The sequence below is a fragment of the uncultured Nostoc sp. genome (assembly GCF_964245575.1).
Classification (GTDB): Bacteria; Cyanobacteriota; Cyanobacteriia; order Cyanobacteriales; family Nostocaceae; genus Nostoc.
On the sequence record NZ_CAXTNP010000049.1, the window covers coordinates 1 to 17592 of the forward strand.

At 41.2% G+C, this 17592-nt stretch carries 20 protein-coding genes; 11 read left to right on the plus strand and 9 right to left on the minus strand.

Translation table 11 applies throughout. The annotated features are described in order from the left end of the window. Window positions 1–148: 148 nt before the first annotated feature. Window positions 149–1042, plus strand: a complete 894-nt coding sequence (locus ACFFAP_RS10535) for a LysM peptidoglycan-binding domain-containing M23 family metallopeptidase (protein WP_375511163.1) — start codon at window positions 149–151, stop codon at window positions 1040–1042. 73 nt (window positions 1043–1115) lie between these two features. Here ACFFAP_RS10535 and ACFFAP_RS10540 read toward each other — a convergent pair whose 3' ends face one another. From ACFFAP_RS10540 to ACFFAP_RS10550, 3 genes are read right to left on the minus strand one after another with little or no spacing between them, the layout of a single operon-like run. Continuing rightward, the gene (locus ACFFAP_RS10540; protein WP_375511164.1) at window positions 1116–2150 is read right to left on the minus strand and encodes an isochorismatase; all 1035 of its coding nucleotides are present in this window, start codon (window positions 2148–2150) and stop codon (window positions 1116–1118) included. Window positions 2151–2209: 59 nt separating this feature from the next. Next, a complete protein-coding gene (locus ACFFAP_RS10545; protein ID WP_375511165.1) occupies window positions 2210–2494 on the minus strand; it encodes a type II toxin-antitoxin system YafQ family toxin in 285 nt (94 codons plus the stop codon). Further along, a complete protein-coding gene (locus tag ACFFAP_RS10550) occupies window positions 2491–2709 on the minus strand; it encodes a hypothetical protein (protein ID WP_375511166.1) in 219 nt (72 codons plus the stop codon). Before ACFFAP_RS10550 ends, ACFFAP_RS10545 begins: the two co-directional genes overlap by 4 nt. 126 nt (window positions 2710–2835) lie before the next feature. On the opposite strand from ACFFAP_RS10550, the gene ACFFAP_RS10555 reads away from it, so the two are divergent. From ACFFAP_RS10555 to ctpC, 3 genes are all read left to right on the plus strand, one after another. Continuing rightward, entirely contained in the window at window positions 2836–4116 is a 1281-nt protein-coding gene (locus ACFFAP_RS10555; RefSeq protein ID WP_375511167.1) for a pentapeptide repeat-containing protein, read from the plus strand. 253 nt (window positions 4117–4369) lie between these two features. Beyond that, on the plus strand, window positions 4370–5596 hold the full coding sequence (gene ispG, locus ACFFAP_RS10560) for a (E)-4-hydroxy-3-methylbut-2-enyl-diphosphate synthase (RefSeq protein WP_375511190.1): 1227 nt from the start codon (window positions 4370–4372) through the stop codon (window positions 5594–5596). Between the two features lie 306 nt (window positions 5597–5902). After that, complete coding sequence (gene ctpC, locus ACFFAP_RS10565) at window positions 5903–7186, plus strand: carboxyl-terminal processing protease CtpC (protein ID WP_375511168.1); 1284 nt, start codon at window positions 5903–5905, stop codon at window positions 7184–7186. Between the two features lie 98 nt (window positions 7187–7284). On the opposite strand, the gene ACFFAP_RS10570 is transcribed toward ctpC, so the two are convergent. Further along, window positions 7285–7470 (minus strand): DDE transposase family protein, encoded by a 186-nt coding sequence (locus ACFFAP_RS10570; RefSeq protein WP_375511169.1) that lies wholly within the window; start codon window positions 7468–7470, stop codon window positions 7285–7287. A 257-nt stretch (window positions 7471–7727) separates the two neighbouring features. Between ACFFAP_RS10570 and ACFFAP_RS10575 the strand changes: the two genes are divergently transcribed. Together ACFFAP_RS10575 and ACFFAP_RS10580 are read left to right on the plus strand one after the other, a co-directional pair. Beyond that, window positions 7728–8240: a DUF6174 domain-containing protein gene (locus ACFFAP_RS10575; RefSeq protein ID WP_375511170.1), complete on the plus strand. Its 513-nt coding sequence runs from the start codon at window positions 7728–7730 to the stop codon at window positions 8238–8240. Window positions 8241–8745: 505 nt separating this feature from the next. Further along, a complete protein-coding gene (locus tag ACFFAP_RS10580) occupies window positions 8746–9585 on the plus strand; it encodes a DNA/RNA non-specific endonuclease (protein WP_375511171.1) in 840 nt (279 codons plus the stop codon). Between the two features lie 513 nt (window positions 9586–10098). On the opposite strand, the gene ACFFAP_RS10585 is transcribed toward ACFFAP_RS10580, so the two are convergent. Both ACFFAP_RS10585 and ACFFAP_RS10590 read right to left on the minus strand, forming a co-directional pair. After that, on the minus strand, window positions 10099–10491 hold the full coding sequence (locus ACFFAP_RS10585; RefSeq protein WP_375511191.1) for a nuclease A inhibitor family protein: 393 nt from the start codon (window positions 10489–10491) through the stop codon (window positions 10099–10101). 113 nt (window positions 10492–10604) lie between these two features. Continuing rightward, window positions 10605–11255, minus strand: a complete 651-nt coding sequence (locus ACFFAP_RS10590) for a Uma2 family endonuclease (protein WP_375511172.1) — start codon at window positions 11253–11255, stop codon at window positions 10605–10607. A gap of 187 nt (window positions 11256–11442) precedes the next feature. Here ACFFAP_RS10590 and ACFFAP_RS10595 point away from each other — a divergent pair, with 187 nt between their 5' ends. Beyond that, the gene (locus ACFFAP_RS10595; RefSeq protein ID WP_375511173.1) at window positions 11443–11949 is read left to right on the plus strand and encodes a hypothetical protein; all 507 of its coding nucleotides are present in this window, start codon (window positions 11443–11445) and stop codon (window positions 11947–11949) included. Window positions 11950–11967: 18 nt separating this feature from the next. Here ACFFAP_RS10595 and ACFFAP_RS10600 read toward each other — a convergent pair whose 3' ends face one another. Beyond that, window positions 11968–14016, minus strand: coding sequence for an elongation factor G (locus ACFFAP_RS10600; RefSeq protein ID WP_375511174.1), 2049 nt, complete (start codon window positions 14014–14016; stop codon window positions 11968–11970). A 264-nt stretch (window positions 14017–14280) separates the two neighbouring features. Here ACFFAP_RS10600 and ACFFAP_RS10605 point away from each other — a divergent pair, with 264 nt between their 5' ends. From ACFFAP_RS10605 to ACFFAP_RS10615, 3 genes are all read left to right on the plus strand, one after another. Next, a complete protein-coding gene (locus ACFFAP_RS10605) occupies window positions 14281–15201 on the plus strand; it encodes a tetratricopeptide repeat protein (protein WP_375511175.1) in 921 nt (306 codons plus the stop codon). Between the two features lie 83 nt (window positions 15202–15284). Further along, on the plus strand, window positions 15285–15839 hold the full coding sequence (locus ACFFAP_RS10610; protein ID WP_375511176.1) for a phosphate-starvation-inducible PsiE family protein: 555 nt from the start codon (window positions 15285–15287) through the stop codon (window positions 15837–15839). Window positions 15840–16404: 565 nt separating this feature from the next. Beyond that, window positions 16405–16650 carry a hypothetical protein gene (locus ACFFAP_RS10615; protein WP_322686256.1) on the plus strand — a complete coding sequence of 82 codons (246 nt, stop codon included), beginning with the start codon at window positions 16405–16407 and terminating at the stop codon, window positions 16648–16650. A 137-nt stretch (window positions 16651–16787) separates the two neighbouring features. Here the strand turns inward: ACFFAP_RS10615 and ACFFAP_RS10620 are convergent, their stop codons facing one another. Continuing rightward, complete coding sequence (locus ACFFAP_RS10620) at window positions 16788–17075, minus strand: DUF2887 domain-containing protein (RefSeq protein ID WP_375511192.1); 288 nt, start codon at window positions 17073–17075, stop codon at window positions 16788–16790. Beyond that, entirely contained in the window at window positions 16994–17218 is a 225-nt protein-coding gene (locus ACFFAP_RS10625) for a hypothetical protein (protein WP_375511177.1), read from the minus strand. Before ACFFAP_RS10625 ends, ACFFAP_RS10620 begins: the two co-directional genes overlap by 82 nt. Window positions 17219–17306: 88 nt before the next feature. On the opposite strand from ACFFAP_RS10625, the gene ACFFAP_RS10630 reads away from it, so the two are divergent. After that, window positions 17307–17540: an EF-hand domain-containing protein gene (locus ACFFAP_RS10630; RefSeq protein WP_375511178.1), complete on the plus strand. Its 234-nt coding sequence runs from the start codon at window positions 17307–17309 to the stop codon at window positions 17538–17540. Window positions 17541–17592: the final 52 nt, after the last annotated feature.

Below are 17592 nucleotides of genomic sequence, written 5' to 3' on the forward strand. Positions count from 1 at the left end.
CCCTTAGGAGAAGCAAGTGGCGTCATTGGGCATTGGGTGCAGAATGGAAAGACTTGGTGCAACTTCCTCCCCTGCTTTGCTGCCTCTTCCCCCACTCCCTACTGTTCCCATCTAAAATCTAAAGTTAATGCGATCTTGACCTGTATACATGACTTTACCCTTTCGTCAACTGTTTCTCTGTAGCTTAGTTAGCGCCTTGAGCCTAGTATCCTTACTTCCAAACATCAACAGCGCCAACGCTGCTGTGGGTGGTTGCCCAACTCCAGCCCTATCTCGCTTCCAACGCCATAAAGTTGTTCGTGGTGAAACTTTGGAGAGCATAGCCCAGCGCTACAATCTCATACCTACAACTATTATCGGCATGAATCCAGCTTTGCAGAGCGGTGCGAGCGCTACCGTCGGTAGTGTACTTCAAATTCCTCCCTACAATGGGATTGTAGTCGAAGTGCCTCGTGGTCAAACTTGGCGACAAGTGGCGGCACAATACAAAGTTCGTGCTGATAGCCTTTTTGAAGTGAATGGCTGCCAACAAGACCCCAGAATTGTGTTTGTTCCGGGAGTAAATTGGTCACCCAATGGTGTTGTAACTAAGTCCCCTTTAGCTACTAATGGAGGTACGCCCAACCGTGCATCCCTGTCTGGATATCCTTTAGGGAAAGTAGCAACTGTGGGACTAGCTTACGGCTGGCAAATTAATCCTGCTACAAGTCAAGTTTTCTTTCATAGTGGTGTTGATTTATTAGCACCAGTTGGTACAGATGTGCTAGCGATCGCACCTGGAACCGTAGCCTTTGCTAATGACCAAGGTTCCTATGGCAAGTTGGTCATTATTAACCACAGTGGCGGACTCCAAAGCCGCTATGCCCAGCTTGACAGTATCAAGGTTACTGTCGGTCAACAAGTAAAAAAAGGAGACTTACTGGGAACAGTAGGCACTAGCGGACAACCAACCTCTAGTCAACCGCACCTCCATTTTGAAGTGCGTTCTAGCTCATCTCTGGGTTGGGTAGCAGAAGATCCAAAGGGTTATTTGAAGAAATGAAGAAATGGGGAGTAGGGAGTAGGGAATAGGGGACAAGGGAGATTACTAAACCCAATGCCCCATGCCCCATGCCCTATGCCCAATTCCCAAATTCGCTAGATTTTACAATGTGCATTCCTGCTTCTGCAAACCTTGCAAATGCTGCATCTGCCTGTTCTGTGTAGTCCACAACACCGGGAACAACAACGGGGGAAGTGCAATCTTCTAAGAGATAGATTTTTTGAGCAAGGGTAGCATCTACCTGTTTAATTTCTGTTAATAAATCGTCAATTGTCCAGGCGACGCAGTGACTTTTAGCTTGACCACCAATAATTACTGCATCAAATTCTAAAAGTTGCTTAATCAGGCGCGTGTTCTTTTGACCAAGTGGACGTTGCTCAAAATCTTCTAACACCTCTGGACGTAAGATAGAATAATTTTCTGTTAAAAGATTTTCACCTTTTATTTCAAATTGTGTCTGACTCTGACGAGCAATACCGTGAAAAAATATCGCTTCTTCTACTGATGAAACTAAAGCATGACCAATACCACCCAACATAGAATGATAAGGCCAAACTGTCAGGGGATATTTACCGTCTTGACTGAGTTGCTTAACGTAATGGTAAGTATGTTTTTCTAATAATTCATAATCCCCATTAGTAACACTGTCAGCAACTGCTGGATTAACTTTCCAGATACCTTGTTCGATGTCTGTTGGGGTAATGCTAGTCGCCGCCGGGGTGGGATGTTCTCCCGCAGCGTTTACCCAAAAGATAGGGTGGAAAATTTGTGTTGCTGTGTGGGTGTCCAGGGTGGGTACAATTTTTGTAATTACTCCCAAATTTCGATATATAAATTCACACAATCTGACGTTATCATCCACTGCCCCATTCCCAGATTTTCCACCTACAAATAATTCAAATCCTGGGATGCAGAAGGTGTTTTGGACATCAATTAACAGTAGGCAAATCCGGTTTTTATCTAAAGATGCTGGTTTGATGTCGTGCTTTTGTGCCCATGTTTCGCCTGCTGCTGCACATTCTTGGTAAGGTACGCGCCAGACTTCTCCTACCTTATTGGGGTTAAAATGCGGTGGATTTGGTAGTTGGGTTGTTGTTTGGGTATTCATATAATTCTGCACTTATGTTGTAATTATTAAACTTGCCTCAGTTAAATATAATGCCTTACTTAGTAAACTTCATCATGCGAACCTAAAGTTAGCAACAAAATTTCTTCCTCTCCTGATTCAGGATTTGTAACAAATTTAAATAAAATCCGATTACGATAATCAATTGAACATGAGTATCTACCCGATGAATCATCTTTTAGCTTGTGACTACGTAAACTGAGTTGAAATGGGTCTTCAGCGATTTGTTCTAATACTTGCTCAATTTGAAAACGTAACTCAGGATTTTTATTGACTAGACGCTTAAAAGCACGAACAAAAGTCGGACTCCAAACCAAATTTTTCACTCGTCTAACTCCGCCATCAAATCTGCAACTGAACCACGCCGGACATTCCCTTGAGCATAATCACTTTCTGCTTGCGCGATTTCTTTTAATAAGTCATTCCGTCGCTGTTGTTTGAGGCGCTTTTGGATAATATCTACAAGAATAGCCTGAGCTTCTGGATCTAATGCTTCTACCGCTTCTATGGCTTTCTGGAATGTAGATGTTTTTTCTAGCATGGGCGTTAAAGAATTTAGTGATAATTCTAATTTAGCTGGTGGTGTGTGTAATCTGTTTCCTCTATAGTATATTTGTATTATGAAATAAATTTAGCGTTAGCAAAGCTTAACGAAGTTATCGCTTTTATGAACCGAGATGAATTACTCAAACGCTATGACGCAGGTGAGAGAGACTTTTCCGGGGTTGACCTTAGTCGTGCTAATCTCTATGGAATTGATTTGAGCAGTGCGAATCTAAGTAGAGCTAACATCAGTTATGCTAACCTTAGTGATGCTAACCTTCAAAGTACTAATTTGCATCAAGTCGATCTAAGTTATGCCAATCTAAGTTATGCCAATCTGAGTGATGCCAATCTGAGTGATGCTAATTTGTATGGTGCTCAATTAGATGGTGCTGAACTGAGCAATACTAATTTAAGTCGTGCCAACTTACAAGGAGCATCAGAGATAAATGGTGGGAGCAATGTTAACCTGAGTGATGCCGATCTAAGACAGGCTACGCTAGCGGATGGTGAACTGATAAACTCCAACTTGAGTGGAGCTAATTTAAGCCGTATTGACCTAAGTCATAATTATTATTTTGAATTAAAAAATGTCAATTTGAGTAGTGCCAATTTACAGTATGCTGATCTAAGAGGTATGGATTTAAGTAGTGTTGACCTCACAAATGCTGACTTAAGTTATGCAAACTTAATTGGTACTCTTTTAGTTGGAGCAAATCTTAGTGGTACTATCCTAAAAAATGCTCTCTATACAGATCCAGATTTACCTGCTGATATTGAACAACTTTCTCAAGCATACTTCATTGCTCCTGGCGTCAATTTGAGCAGTGCCAACTTAAGTAAAGCATGGCTGGAATACCAAGACTTGAGTGGTGCTGATTTGAGTCATGCCAACCTGAGTTATGCCAACTTAGAATATGCCAATCTCATTGGTGTTAACTTGACTGGTGCAAACTTGAATAGTGCGAAATTGTCTAGGGCTATTTACAGTTCAAAGACAATTTTTTCACCTGAAATTGATTTAACTGAAGCAACCTACATTGGTGCTGGTGCGGATTTATCAAAGTCTCAATGTAATCTAAGAGGTTTTGACCTACAGTACTTTGACCTAAGCAGTATCAACTTAAGAGGTCGCAATCTTAATAATGCTAATCTAATTGGTGCTAATCTAAGCAATGCTAACTTGAAGAATACTTCTTTAAAAAACGCTAATTTACAGCAAGCTAATCTCAGTTACGCCAATCTTGAACAAGCAGACTTGAAAGATACAAACCTTGAGGGTGCTATTTTTTACAATACAATCATGCCTGATGGTAGTATAAAGAATGATAATTTAACTATAAATTATTGCAGTTTGGGTCATAGAATTACGATGGTATTGGTAGTATTTATGACACGTGAATAATGCGATCGCTTCCTTAAGCTTTCCTGCGGAACCCCGCGCGATCGCTACTGAAGCTACTCACTTAAAAGAATTTTTCAGCAATATATCTTTATAAATGAGCAAAACCTTTGAATTGCTCTTTATTTCTTTGCCTGTATCATTCTCCATTTTTTTTCTATTGAATCATCAAAAGAGCCACCACCTGTGGCAATCTGGGAAACAGAGATTTATCAAATCTGATATTTTAACGACAACAAATTTACCTAATCAGGTTATGCAAACTCTGCCCATAATAGATACTTCAAATACTACATCGAGTCAACCTACCTTTGATACAACTATCAAGCGGCGTAAAACCCGTCCCGTAAAGGTGGGAAATGTCACCATTGGCGGTGCCTACCCCGTTGTAGTGCAGTCAATGATTAACGAAGACACCCTTGATATTGATGGTTCCGTGGCTGGTATTCGTCGTCTGCACGAAATTGGCTGCGAAATTGTCCGCGTCACAGTGCCGAGTATGGCTCATGCTAAAGCTTTAGCAGAAATTAAACAAAAATTAATTAAAACTTACCAAGACGTGCCCATTGTGGCTGATGTCCATCACAATGGGCTGAAAATCGCTGTGGAAGTCGCCAAGCACATAGAAAAAGTGCGGATTAATCCGGGCTTGTATGTCTTTGAAAAGCCAAACATTAATCGAACTGAGTATACTAAAACCGAATTTGACGAAATTGGCGAAAAAATCCGCGAAACCCTAAAACCTCTAGTAGTTTCTTTGCGCGACCAAGGTAAATCGATGCGAATTGGGGTAAATCACGGTTCCCTCGCTGAAAGAATGCTATTTACCTACGGTGACACCCCAGAAGGCATGGTGGAATCTGCCATAGAATTCATTCGCATCTGTGAATCTCTGGATTTCCGCAACTTGGTAATTTCCATGAAAGCCTCACGAGTACCCGTGATGCTAGCCGCCTATCGCCTGATAGCCAAGCGCATGGATGAACTGGGTATGGATTATCCGCTACATTTAGGCGTTACCGAAGCTGGTGATGGCGAATACGGGCGAATTAAATCCACAGCTGGTATTGCTACCTTACTTGCTGATGGCATTGGCGATACCATTCGCGTCTCACTTACAGAAGCACCAGAAAAAGAAATTCCCGTCTGTTATAGCATTCTCCAAGCTTTGGGATTGCGAAAAACGATGGTGGAATACGTCGCTTGTCCTTCCTGTGGACGCACTTTGTTTAACTTAGAGGAAGTGCTGCACAAAGTCCGAGAAGCGACTAAACACTTAACTGGTCTTGACGTAGCGGTTATGGGTTGTATTGTCAATGGGCCTGGAGAAATGGCAGATGCCGACTATGGTTATGTTGGCAAAACACCTGGTTACATTTCTTTGTATCGTGGCAGAGAGGAAATTAAAAAAGTCCCAGAAGATAAAGGTGTAGAGGAATTAATTAACCTTATTAAGGCTGATGAACGCTGGGTAGAACCTTAAAGGGAGCAGGGGAGCAAGGCAGAAGAGTTTTCCCCTCTGCCCTGGCACCCCTCCCCTCTGCCCCTTTTCAATACCCTATACTTCTCTACGAGAGGCTGCGCCAACGGCTACCTCGACTTCGCTCGGCACAAGTACGCTCAGTACAAGTGTCCAATGCTCCAAAAGTTTGTATCTTTTAATCACCAAGTTCGCCGGATTGTCAAGTATTTTGTTTAAATTAGGGATACATACTCGGTCTGTACAGTGGTAGCCTGTGTTAGATTGAGCATACTGACTATATATTTTCCCTCTGACGCAGCTGTCATTATGGTGATTACAAAAAGTATGCTTGTTTTGGGTGCTACGGCAGTGACACTCTCCACGATCGCTGTTACTAGCTTTGGCATTCATTCGCGAGGTCAGGCTTTATTTAAAGCAAGTCCCAAAGAATTGGTAGATGAAGTTTGGCAAATTGTTCAACGCCAATATGTAGACGGTACTTTTAATCAAGTAGATTGGCAGGCTGTTCGTAAGGAATACTTAAGCAAATCCTACAGTAATCCGCAGGAAGCGTATAAGTCCATTCGGGAAATGCTCAAAAAGCTAGAAGACCCATACACCCGGTTTATGGATCCAGCAGAATTCAAGAATATGCAAGTGGATACCTCTGGAGAACTAATAGGTATTGGGATCACGATCAGTCAGGATGAAAAAACTAAGCAATTGGTTGTAATTGCGCCAATCGAGGATACACCAGCTTTTAAAGCTGGTATTTTGGCGAAAGATGTCATCCTCAAAATCAACGGCAAAAACACCAAGGGAATGGATACTAATCAGGCAGTATCCCTGATTCGAGGTGAAGCAGGAACGCAAGTCAGCTTAACGATTGGGCGCGACAATCAGACAAAAGAGTTTGACATCAAACGGGCGCGGATTGAAATTCATCCAGTTAAATATTCGCAAAAGAAAACTCCAGCAGGTAACCTTGGCTACATTCGCCTAAACCAGTTCAGCGCCAATGCTGGTAAAGAAATGCAAACCGCTATCAAGGATTTAGAAAACAAACGAGTAGCTGGATATATCCTTGATCTGCGTGGCAATCCAGGCGGCTTACTCTTCTCCAGTGTAGACATTGCCCGGATGTGGATAGATAAAGGTAAGATTGTCTCCACCGTTGAACGCCAAGGAGAGGCTGAAAAAGAAGAGGCAAACGGACGTGCCTTAACGAATAAACCGTTGGTAGTGTTGGTAGATAAAGGTTCAGCCAGTGCAAGTGAAATCCTCTCAGGGGCTTTGCAGGACAACAAGCGTGCTACTTTGGTTGGTACTCAAACCTTTGGTAAGGGACTAGTGCAATCGGTGCGTCCCTTGGAAGATGGCTCAGGATTGGCAGTAACAATTGCTCATTACTATACCCCCAATGGTACAGATATTAATCATAAAGGTATTAGTCCAGATGTGAAGGTAGATTTGACCAAAGCCCAGATGGAGGAATTGTGGCTCCATGAACGTGACAAACTCGCTACTTTAGCAGATCCCCAATTCGCTAAAGCAGTGGACGTAATAGGTAAAAAAATTGCTGCTAAGGGCGCAGCCACAGCAGAAAAATGAAGAGTTGGGAATAAAGTTAGGAGTGAATAGTGAGGAGTTAGGAATAAAAACCATCATTGTGAACTCCTAACTCCTAACTCAAACTCCTAACTCCTAACTTAAACTGGTTGGCACTTTCCAGCCCTAATAAGTCCGACACGTCGAGCGATCGCTTCTTCTTGTGAACTAAAAGGCCCCCACTGTTCTACAATCTCTAGATTATCGTCGCCAACTTTGTCGCTGGGGACAATTTTGCAATTCCCAACAGAATGCTTGACAATATACCAAGTTTGTAATTCATTCATACTTGAAATAAATATTTGTTTTTTACAGTAAAAATTCTACGGCATAGAGAAAATATTCTTGCATGTATGCGATTGCATCGGATCTGATTTAGCTATAGACTACACTCACCGAACAGTTTCGTACAGTCATAAATTTGCTATTTGCCCTTGGCTACCCACTGATGAATTTTAATAAAAATATAAAGTGTAGTTAAACAAGTAGATAAATTAACATATATAATACATATATAATACTTTTTTAAATTCAAGGGATTGATATGCGTTTACCTATCATTATCAGTGCTGGATTATTGCTATCTTTTGGTCTGAACCTACCAGTAATGTCCAAATCTCCCATTCCCATAGAGATAGCACAATCGCCAACGAGTAATAACTCGAATTTAAAGCGATCACAAAAGCGATTAGAATTTAATCGCAATTTTTGGAATCGGCAAAATATTTCCAACTATGAATATACATTGAGCAATAGTTGCTTTTGTATAGCCGACGCTAGGGGGCCTGTAAAAATTAAAGTACGTAATGGTCAAACAATTTCCATCACTTCTGTAGCTACAGGTAAACCAGTTAATCCAGAATACTTTCAAAATTACAACACAATTCCTAAGCTGTTTGATGTGATTCAAGATGCTATCTACCGTAAAGCCTTCAGCCTGAATGTGCGGTACAATCCTCAATACGGCTTTCCAACCCAAATTGATATCGATTACAATAGTCAGATAGCTGATGAAGAAAAATATCTCACAATTGAGAATTTTAAGGTAATTAAATAGCTGCCGCTGCAACTATAAAATTAAATATTAAGGCAATAGGTATGTTTACCTTGATCATTAGACCTTTTGCATAAATTTAAATTGTCATCTTGAGTGGAACGAAACATCTGGTAAAATTATTCTCTTTACTGCGTTCCGCTCAAATTGACATTCCTGATTTGTTGACTTTTGCAAGAGGTATATTAACTGCTGGCGTTCAAGTTTCTATGTGCTGCTGTTTAAATTTATTCTAAGAAAAAAGATTGGTATTGCTGATTAGATGTATAAATCTTGGCGTAGGGATAGGAAATTTCGAGGGTAGGCGTAGCCCGTCGTAGACATCGCTCTCACCAAGGTAGTGGTAAAGTAGTGATTTGTTGATTGTTAACTCTTGCCGAACAAAGATTTTTGGCTATTGTATCACGACATATTTACCATTACAAAAATCTTTATTTTTGTATCACTGAATGCTTGATATTGAAGTGGAAAACTCGGAGACTGTTTTTGTAATCAAAAGTACAAAAACGTGAAAAAAATCAATATTTTCAAGTTTCTGCTGCTATTTGTAATAGTAGCTTTATTCATAATTGGGTTGGCAAAGATCGTACCAGCCCAGTCATCAGTAAGTGTTCACTTAACCCTTGGCAACCCCAGCAATGCTGGAACTTCCAGCCTAAATAACTACTTGCTCGTAAAACCACAGTATGTAATTGGTTACAACTGCTCAATAGGTAGAGCAAATTGGGTGTCTTGGCAGTTGAATAGTAGTTGGTTAGGTAGCACACCAAGGCAAGATAATTTTCGGGCTGATACCACACTTCCTTCGGGGTGCTATCAAGTTCAATCTACCGATTTTAGCGGAAGTGGGTTTGATCGTGGTCACATGACACCTAGTGGTGATAGAACTAGTAGTGTTACTAATAATTCTGCCACTTTTTTGATGAGCAACATGATTGCTCAAGCCCCAGATAACAATCAGGGAATTTGGGCGAACTTAGAGGAATATGCCAGAACTTTAATAGAACAGCGTAAAGAACTCTACATCATATCTGGTGGATATGGGATGGGCGGTACCGGGTCTAACGGAAGGTTCTATACAATAGCTAATGGACGGGTTCAAGTCCCTAATAGAACTTGGAAAATTATTGTTGTACTGAATACTCCAGATTTAGGTCTTGCTGGTGTAACAACCAGCACGAGAGTCATTGCTGTCAATATTTCCAACATGCAAGGGGTGCGAACAGCGAATTGGAGAAACTATCGGGTTAGCGTTGACTCATTAGAATCCCTAACTGGATACAATTTTCTTTCACAAGTCTCAACATCTATTCAGTCTGTAATAGAAGCGCAAGTTGATAATTTATAAGTCAATACACTTGGGTTAAGAAGAATAGTCGGTTGGGTTGAGCAACAGCAAAACCCAACAAAGCCTTGAGAATGTTGGGTTTCGTTCCTCAACCCAATCTACGCCAGTTTTAGTTTTTAGCCTTAACCCAAGCATATTGATTTATAAGTTGAGATAATTTCACAAATGAGAAAGCCTAGCTGCACAGATAGCTAGTACAACAGGCGCGGAAATAAACATACCCTTCGGGTTCACCAGTCGCCTGCGGAGGGTTTCCCTCCTACAGCGCTGGTTCACCATTTCAAATGGCGCAAGAGCTTGGAATCAATTATGCGTGACTTTTAAATGCGTGACTTTTGAGAGCCAGTTGCTACAAGTCGGCACCGCCCAACACACTGGCTCCTTTTGACCGTTGCAACTCTTGGAGACGCACTCGCGTTCGCTCCAATTAAAAATTGATAAAAATTCCTAAATTTTTAATTTTTAATTCTTAATTTTTAATTCCCCAAAGGGGTTGACTTCCGCCTTGCAGTACTAGGTTTCAACCAGTTTTGTTACTACTCCAGTTAAGTCACCATCTTTAGTTTGTCCTATGATGTAAGCGTCAATATTTATTTGTCCAACACGATAAACTCTGATGTCACTAAGATTATCTTTAAGTGTCTGGACAAGTGTTTGAAATCTTTTAACATCTTTTTTCTGTAATTCATTGTGCCACTCTTGCTCAAATGCACAATTACGAAAGAGATAGTCCAAGTCTACTATTTCTACTGGCAGGTCTTGAGAACCTGTTAGCTGTAATATTTTCTCCTGTGTTGCAGGTGCAGCACCTTCCCACTGAACAACCTCGAAAGGGTAATCCGACTCGCTCATCATTAACAAGCCAGTACTAGCTTCCTTTAGTTTTTCGACAATCTCGCCGCTCATAGTCATCAGTTTCTAGCAACGCTCATACTGTATCATTCAACTAGCAGCAAAGTGGGAATGGGACAACTCCACCATTGAGTAGAAGATTTAGCGCCGATGGAGCAAGAATTACATTAAGTTTGGGTGATTTGCTTTCTTACCCATTGACGAAATGCTCTAAGCGTTGGACTTCTACCTAAAGTTCGGCTCTGTTCGACAAATTGGGGAATTACTTCAACAATGGGCAAGTTGGGAAAAGTAGAACTAATTTCAGACTCAATGTATTTGCCATCCTGAAGAATATTAATTTGTAGCTTCCCATCTTCATATCGCCACAGTTCAGGAACTCGCAAAGCTTCGTAAGCATCCAGTTGAGTTTTGGAAGTAACATCAACTTCAATTGCTAAGTCGGGTGGCGGATCAATCGTCAAGTCTATTCGCTCTTTACCAATCATTTGAGCATGATTTTGAATGTAGAAAGAATCATCAGGCTCTACACCAAAAGCCATATCTTCACGTTTAAAGGTGGTTGAGCCAAATGTTTCACAGTCAATTTCTAACTCCTCCAGCAGAATTTTCACCAAATCCCCAATGATGACTTTGGCTTTCTCATGCTTCGGTAATGGCATTCTCATCTCCAAAGTTCCGTGGCTGTAAGCCAATCGAGCGGCTCGATGGTCGCCAAGTTCTTCTAAAATCGCCTCGAATTCTTGCCAGCTAACATCGTGGAGTATTACTCTATGTCCCGGCGGAACACTTAATTGTCGTAATTGAAGTGTTACCATTACTTACCATTGAAATTTCAGGTTGAGATTGTAAAAGCCAAGATGTAACTATCGTAGCAAGAAATAATCTTGAAACGTCAAATCTTTTATTTATAATATGTACAAAAACGAAGTTTTGTTACTTTAGGATATTTTAGGGAAAACTATAACTGTAGCTTCTCTGTTAGAACAAGATTGAGAAATAGTTATGGATTTAAATGGATTAATTTGGACTAAAAATGTAACACCTATAGATGGTGAAGTTTGGGCTTATAAAAACATAGATACTATATATCCAGATTTAAAGATTTTTGCTTTACATTGGAGAAATTTAAAAGGTAGAGACGAAAACAATGCCAGATACCCACTAGAAGCAGAATTGATGATTTTAAGACAACATGGAAAAGTAACGCATATTGTTCAAATGCTGAACAATCAACTTTATCGCGACACAAATGCTGAAGATGAATTTAATATTTATCGTATTGTGCAGGTGGTTTGGATGACCGATAATTGGGAGCATCCCCCAGAAAATGACAAAGTATTTGATTGTTCCATTCATTTTCCTCGATTTGGGAAAGCAATAAAATTGGAAAATATACAAAAATTACAAACGCGTTGGGGTAAAGAAGGATTAGCGTTTCAACAGCACGTCCAAAGCGTATTAAATAATTCATTAACAAAAAGCCCTACATTTAAAAGTGCAGGGCTTTGATTTCAGACAAATCTAAAATTACTTGCCGTTGCCGTTACTACCATTGCCATTGCTATGAATGACACGTTCAGCAAGCTTTTCCGGCACTTCCTGGAGATGGTCATATTCCCAGTGGAAGGAACCAACGCCTAAGGTGAGCGATCGCAGCTCTACAATAAAGTTTTGCATCTCTGCTTGTGGCAAGTATGCACAGACATTATCCCAACCTTGCCAATCGTTTCTACCCTCATAGCCTAAAATTTGCCCCCGTCTACCACTCAATAGTTGCAACACTTTGGAGGTAAATTCGCTCGGTGTTGTCACTTCCACCCGCAAAATTGGTTCTAATAGGGTAGGTTCTGCTTGGGGTATCCCCGTTTGCATTGCCAATCGGGCAGCTTGCTTAAAGGCTTGTTCGGAACTGTCAACGTTGTGATATGTACCATTAGTCAGAGTTACCGCCACATCCACTATTGGGAAGCCCAAAGGCCCGTGTGTCAAAAATTCCCGCACGCCCATTTCCACCCCAGGAATGTACTGTTTAGGAACCACGCCGCCGACAATGGTTTCATTAAAGTTGAAACCTGTACCGCGTGGTAGGGGCTTGATTTCGAGAAACACATCACCAAACTGTCCGTGACCACCGCTTTGGTGCTTGTAGCGCCCATGAACTGAAGCCACTGTTTTACGAATGGTTTCTTTGTAAGGCACTTGCGGTAAGTGGGTTGTCATTGGCAAGTTATATTTGCGGCGCAGTCTGTCTAGGGCGACTTGTAAATGAATTTCGCCTTGTCCCCACAAGATAACTTCGTGGGTATCGCCGTGTTGTTCCCAAGCAAGTGAGGAGTCTTCTTCTAATAACTTGGTAATAGCACTGCTGAGTTTCACTTCATCGTTGCGCTTTTCTGGTGTAATGGCGAGGGCATACACAGGTTCCAACTGTACAGCTTTGGGTAATTCCATCGCCGACTGCTGTTCTGTAGAGATTGTATCCCCTGTCTTGATTCCTTCTAAACGGCTCAATGCAATAATTTCACCAGCACTAACTTGGTTAACGAACTGCTGTTGTTGTGCCATGAGGCGGTAAATTCCACCAGTGCGAATGCCATTGAGGACAATACCATCAGTTAATTTGCCCCGCCAAACACGCACCAGAGAAAGTTTGCCACCTTGGGGAGTGTAGTAAGTTTTTAATACCTGCGCTATAGGTGTATCACCTTTTATGTTTTTTAAACGACGTTCTGCTGTGGTTTCTGGTTCGGGGGCTTCCCGTAACAAGGCTTCTAATAGAGGTCTAACACCATAATCTTGTTCTGCTACACCAAAGAAAACGGGCACTACCAAATCTGCCCCTAATTCCATTTTTAAATCTTTGAGGATTTCCTCTTGGGGTGGTTCGATATCTTCTAAAAGTTCTTCGAGTAAATGGTCGTCAAAATTTGCTAGGGCTTCGAGCATTTCTGCCCGTGTTGTATGTTCTTCTTCTTTTAAACTTTCGGGGAAGGGAATGGGGTCAGCAGGTGCGCCTGGATGATATTGATATGCCTGTTCACTCACCATATCGATAAAGCCGGTGAGTTGTTCCCCATTCATGATCGGATATTGATGCGCTACTAGGGGACGGCTAGATACTGCTTTGAGAGCGTGTAACGTTTCTAAAACGTGAATATTTGCCCGATCCATTTTGTTGACGAAGACGAGGTGGGGAATTTCCCAATCGTCCAGGAATTTAAATAGAGGGGCGAGGGTGAGGACACGTTCGCGGATGGGTTCGCAAACTACAATTGCCGCATCCACTCCGATTAAAGCATTGTACGTTTCTTGGGCAAATTCTACACTTCCCGGACAGTCAATAAAAGTGAAGCGAATGCCGTTATACTCAGTGCTAGCGGCGCTGACTTCTACACTCATGTGGCGATCGCGCGACTCGGCAGCACTATCTCCCACTGTATTGCTGTCCTTAACACTCCCTTTGCGGGAAATTGCCCCTGTGACAAATAACAAGCTTTCTAGTAAAGTGGTTTTTCCACTTAAATAAGGCCCGACAATTGCAACATTCCGCGAACCCGATTTTACTTTTTCGTTCATAAAACCTCCCTTGCGGTAAGTCTTTCTTAACCGCATGATTCTGTATATATCAGGGATAAAAAATGGTTTTCTGGAGTCAAAATTACCCCTTCTTTAATTTGTTATTATCCTCCCTTTAATCGGAAGTTAAAAAAATTGTAGCCTCTCGTAAGATTTAGCTTAAGAAAAGTTAACTATCACAAACTTTCATAGCAAAATAAAAACTTTTGTAAAAAACTTTTTATAAAGTAAATTTAACTGAAAGTGTTGCAAGTCAGAAAATCAATGGGAAAATCATTCTTTAAATATCGCATAGCAGGGTTAGTAAGTTTGATGCTGGTTGTTAGTATTCCTTCCCCCTCTGTTTCTCTATCTCCTCCTGTCGCCTCAAAGCTGGCACAATCTAATGGTAAAACTGCTATAGACTGGTTAAACCAAGGCTTACAAGCAATTCAGGCGGGAAGGGTACAAGATGCGATCGCCGCTTTTAAACAAGCAACTAAATTAGATCCGACATTAGCACCAGCACACTATAATTTAGGGCTAGCCTTCCGACAAACGGGACAATTACAACCCTCTGCGGATGCATTTTATCGAGCGACGCAAGCCGATCCTAAGTTTGCTCCAGCTTTTGCTAATTTAGGTGGTGCGTTGTTAGAAGGCAATAATTTACAGCTAGCTAACGATTACTTGCAACGCGCCCTAGAACTCGATCCTAAACTAGGATTTGCCCACTATAACTTGGGGTTGGTACGAGAGCAGAAACGAGATTGTGAAAGAGCGATCGCATCTTTTAAAAAAGCCATAGAATATAGCAAAAATGCACCAGAGCCTCCTTATCATATGGGGATGTGTTATCTCCAACAAGGCAAACTCGATCAAGCCAGAGATGCCTTTAATCAGGCAGTAAAAATTAATCCAAAGTATCCAGAAGCTTACTACAATCTCGGCTCAATTTGGTTTGGGCAACGCAAATCACAAGAGGCATTAGAGGCTTTTAGAAAATCAGCCGAAGCTAACTCTAACTATCCCAACGCTTATTATGGTGCAGGGTTAGTTTTTATGCAGTTACAGCAATATGGGGATGCAGTACAAGTATTACAATTTGCTAAAGATTTATACAACGCTCAGAAAAATCCTCAATGGGCGAAAAATGCCGAGCAATTGTTGCAACAAGCACAAAATTTAAATTACCAACCTCGCTGAGGCGCAAAATCTTAACATTGCATAACATAAAACTATTGGGTTGACTCGCTGGTGTTGTCTAAACTTGTCCCGATTGGAATGAAATGTACATGCAAAAGCGCCAGAAAAGTCGATTTTTATTTAGCGATCGCTGGCTTGATCGGCACTCAATTGTTCGCAATATGGAAGCCTTTCAAGACTTAATTGTGATTGTCTTGTGTTTGGGTTTGTTCGCCGTCATGCTAATCCAACTGTGGGGGATAGCTATCGCCCTCACGCAGCCACTAGACTATAAACATGTGACTGCAAAAATACTATTTGTGTTGATTTTAGTCGAGTTATTTCGACTATTAATGGTCTATTTGCAAGAACATAGTATCTCTGTGGGAGTGGCAGTTGAGGTAACAATTGTATCTCTACTGCGAGAGGTAGTAGTTCACGGAGCGCTGGAAATTTATTGGGTTAATACGCTTGCAATTTGTGGTTTGTTATTTGTTCTGGGTGGACTACTCGTAGTCTGTGCTAAAACGCCACACATGGATTGCATGAGCGCTAACACTAAGTTTTGCCCGATTGTCTATAGAGGAGATAGGGAACGGCAAAACGAGTTGGAATTCCAGTATTCACGTCAATGTGATGAGAATCAACCGCTTGGATAAATTGTTATGAAAATGGGGAGTGGGAGAGACGCGATTAATCGCGTCTATACTGGGGAGTGGGGAAAAAGTATTTTCCTACTCTCCACTCCTTTGCTTAAGGCTGTATCAGTAACTTGGATCCCACATTCTGCCGGTTAATTTCAAAATCTTGGTATTTTCTATAATCCAACTATAACAAAGCTTTCAGCCATTGAAGCTTAATTTTACATTTGGCGATCGCGAATATAGCTAATGTCCAAACTGACCTTCTTGATCCTATTCTCAATAATTTTAGCCCGTCTGAGTCTAAACGCTTTGATCACCACCCATAGATGATAAAAAGCGTGAAGTGTTTGTCATCGTTAAGTTTTAGACGTTTTCTCCAAATTCCTGTTTTGACAAAACAACCTGCGGATTTACGATCTCACCTGCGAAATCTGGGTTGGATGCATCTAAAATCTAAAATGGTATAACTTAACTTTTGCAAGGTACTTCCGACGTATTGAAATATACTCTTTTTGGAAGATGAATCGCTTTTGAACGGTGAGTATAAAGTTAATTAGAAATTGTAAAAGAGGTTCAAGCAATGGCTACAAATACAGGTAACGGACAGTCTCAAACAGCGATTAGCGACTTGGAGTATGATTTTATCACCGTTTTGCACAACAAGGCTGAAGCCGTTAAAGCTTACGATACCTACATCAAAGATGCAGAACAAGTAGGTTCTCAGCCTTGTGTAGAGTTGTTCCAAAAATTGCGGCAATCTGATATTGAACACGCACAAGAGATTCGTCAACATCTACAACAAGTGCTGCAACACGGTAAGATGTAACCCAGATTTTAAGTGCGTAGGCGTAGGCCGTCGTAGACATCGCTTCTAATTTAGCTAAAAGAAAAAGAGGCGATGTCTACAACAAGTTATTCGGCGTCGCACTTGCTGATTAAATTAGACGCAAGCACCGCCCACTATCATATAGACTGATCCTGGATTACTTGCTGTACTTGCGCCACTGTTAAATCGAGAGCCACCGCCACTTGCTCCACACTCAATCCCAAAATTAATTTAATGATCGCAACTTGAAGTGAGTTCTTACCTGTATCTAATTCATTTAGATAAATGTGTTGCACTTGTGAACTGTTTAGCAGCAACTCATACAGTAGCCGATCATTTGGATCTAAACTTCGTTGCGGATAGATAACGACAGCAAGCCAAAAATTGACTGATTCGTTTTGACTCTCGCAGCACTGAACAGGCAGACACCAAACAAAGTGCTCCGGCGTAGCCCGCCGCAGGCATCGCGGTCGTTGTCTAAGCCATCACTGAAAATTAGCTGTATCTCTTGCTGTGTAAGAAATTGTGCCGATTGATTTTCATTGTCAGACTGTAGACCCTGTATCACAGAGTACACCTTAACTGTCTTAACTGTCCTTGCGTCTTTGTCAAGATTCTGAGATATTAAATTGAAAGATTAATTCAGATAGAAACTTATGACAACCGAGGAAGAGCTTCAATCTCTTTTTAATAAATTAGATCGCGATCAAGACGGCAAAGTCTCCATTAATGAACTTTTTTTAAGTCCTGGCTTAAGTGCAATCATCACATCACAAACAAATACCAATAGTCCCCAGGAGTTACTAGTAGAGTATGATTCAGACAAAGACGATAGTATTACCTTTGAAGAGTTAAAAGAAGCAGTTGATAAAGCAAATAATTTAAACTAGCAGTCAAAACATCAAAGCCACCTTTGCCCCCGTAAACCCTGCTATTTCAACA

What these genes read in the sequence shown, in the direction of transcription:
- ACFFAP_RS10535 (WP_375511163.1), top strand. Translation starts at nt 149, where the DNA reads ATGACTTTACCCTTTCGTCAACTGTTTCTCTGTAGCTTAGTTAGCGCC.
- ACFFAP_RS10540 (WP_375511164.1), bottom strand. Translation starts at nt 2,150, where the DNA reads ATGAATACCCAAACAACAACCCAACTACCAAATCCACCGCATTTTAAC.
- ACFFAP_RS10550 (WP_375511166.1), bottom strand. Translation starts at nt 2,709, where the DNA reads ATGCTAGAAAAAACATCTACATTCCAGAAAGCCATAGAAGCGGTAGAA.
- ACFFAP_RS10555 (WP_375511167.1), top strand. Translation starts at nt 2,836, where the DNA reads ATGAACCGAGATGAATTACTCAAACGCTATGACGCAGGTGAGAGAGAC.
- ispG (WP_375511190.1), top strand. Translation starts at nt 4,370, where the DNA reads ATGCAAACTCTGCCCATAATAGATACTTCAAATACTACATCGAGTCAA.
- ctpC (WP_375511168.1), top strand. Translation starts at nt 5,903, where the DNA reads ATGGTGATTACAAAAAGTATGCTTGTTTTGGGTGCTACGGCAGTGACA.
- ACFFAP_RS10570 (WP_375511169.1), bottom strand. Translation starts at nt 7,470, where the DNA reads ATGAATGAATTACAAACTTGGTATATTGTCAAGCATTCTGTTGGGAAT.
- ACFFAP_RS10575 (WP_375511170.1), top strand. Translation starts at nt 7,728, where the DNA reads ATGCGTTTACCTATCATTATCAGTGCTGGATTATTGCTATCTTTTGGT.
- ACFFAP_RS10585 (WP_375511191.1), bottom strand. Translation starts at nt 10,491, where the DNA reads ATGAGCGGCGAGATTGTCGAAAAACTAAAGGAAGCTAGTACTGGCTTG.
- ACFFAP_RS10590 (WP_375511172.1), bottom strand. Translation starts at nt 11,255, where the DNA reads ATGGTAACACTTCAATTACGACAATTAAGTGTTCCGCCGGGACATAGA.
- ACFFAP_RS10595 (WP_375511173.1), top strand. Translation starts at nt 11,443, where the DNA reads ATGGATTTAAATGGATTAATTTGGACTAAAAATGTAACACCTATAGAT.
- ACFFAP_RS10600 (WP_375511174.1), bottom strand. Translation starts at nt 14,016, where the DNA reads ATGAACGAAAAAGTAAAATCGGGTTCGCGGAATGTTGCAATTGTCGGG.
- ACFFAP_RS10605 (WP_375511175.1), top strand. Translation starts at nt 14,281, where the DNA reads ATGGGAAAATCATTCTTTAAATATCGCATAGCAGGGTTAGTAAGTTTG.
- ACFFAP_RS10610 (WP_375511176.1), top strand. Translation starts at nt 15,285, where the DNA reads ATGTACATGCAAAAGCGCCAGAAAAGTCGATTTTTATTTAGCGATCGC.
- ACFFAP_RS10615 (WP_322686256.1), top strand. Translation starts at nt 16,405, where the DNA reads ATGGCTACAAATACAGGTAACGGACAGTCTCAAACAGCGATTAGCGAC.
- ACFFAP_RS10630 (WP_375511178.1), top strand. Translation starts at nt 17,307, where the DNA reads ATGACAACCGAGGAAGAGCTTCAATCTCTTTTTAATAAATTAGATCGC.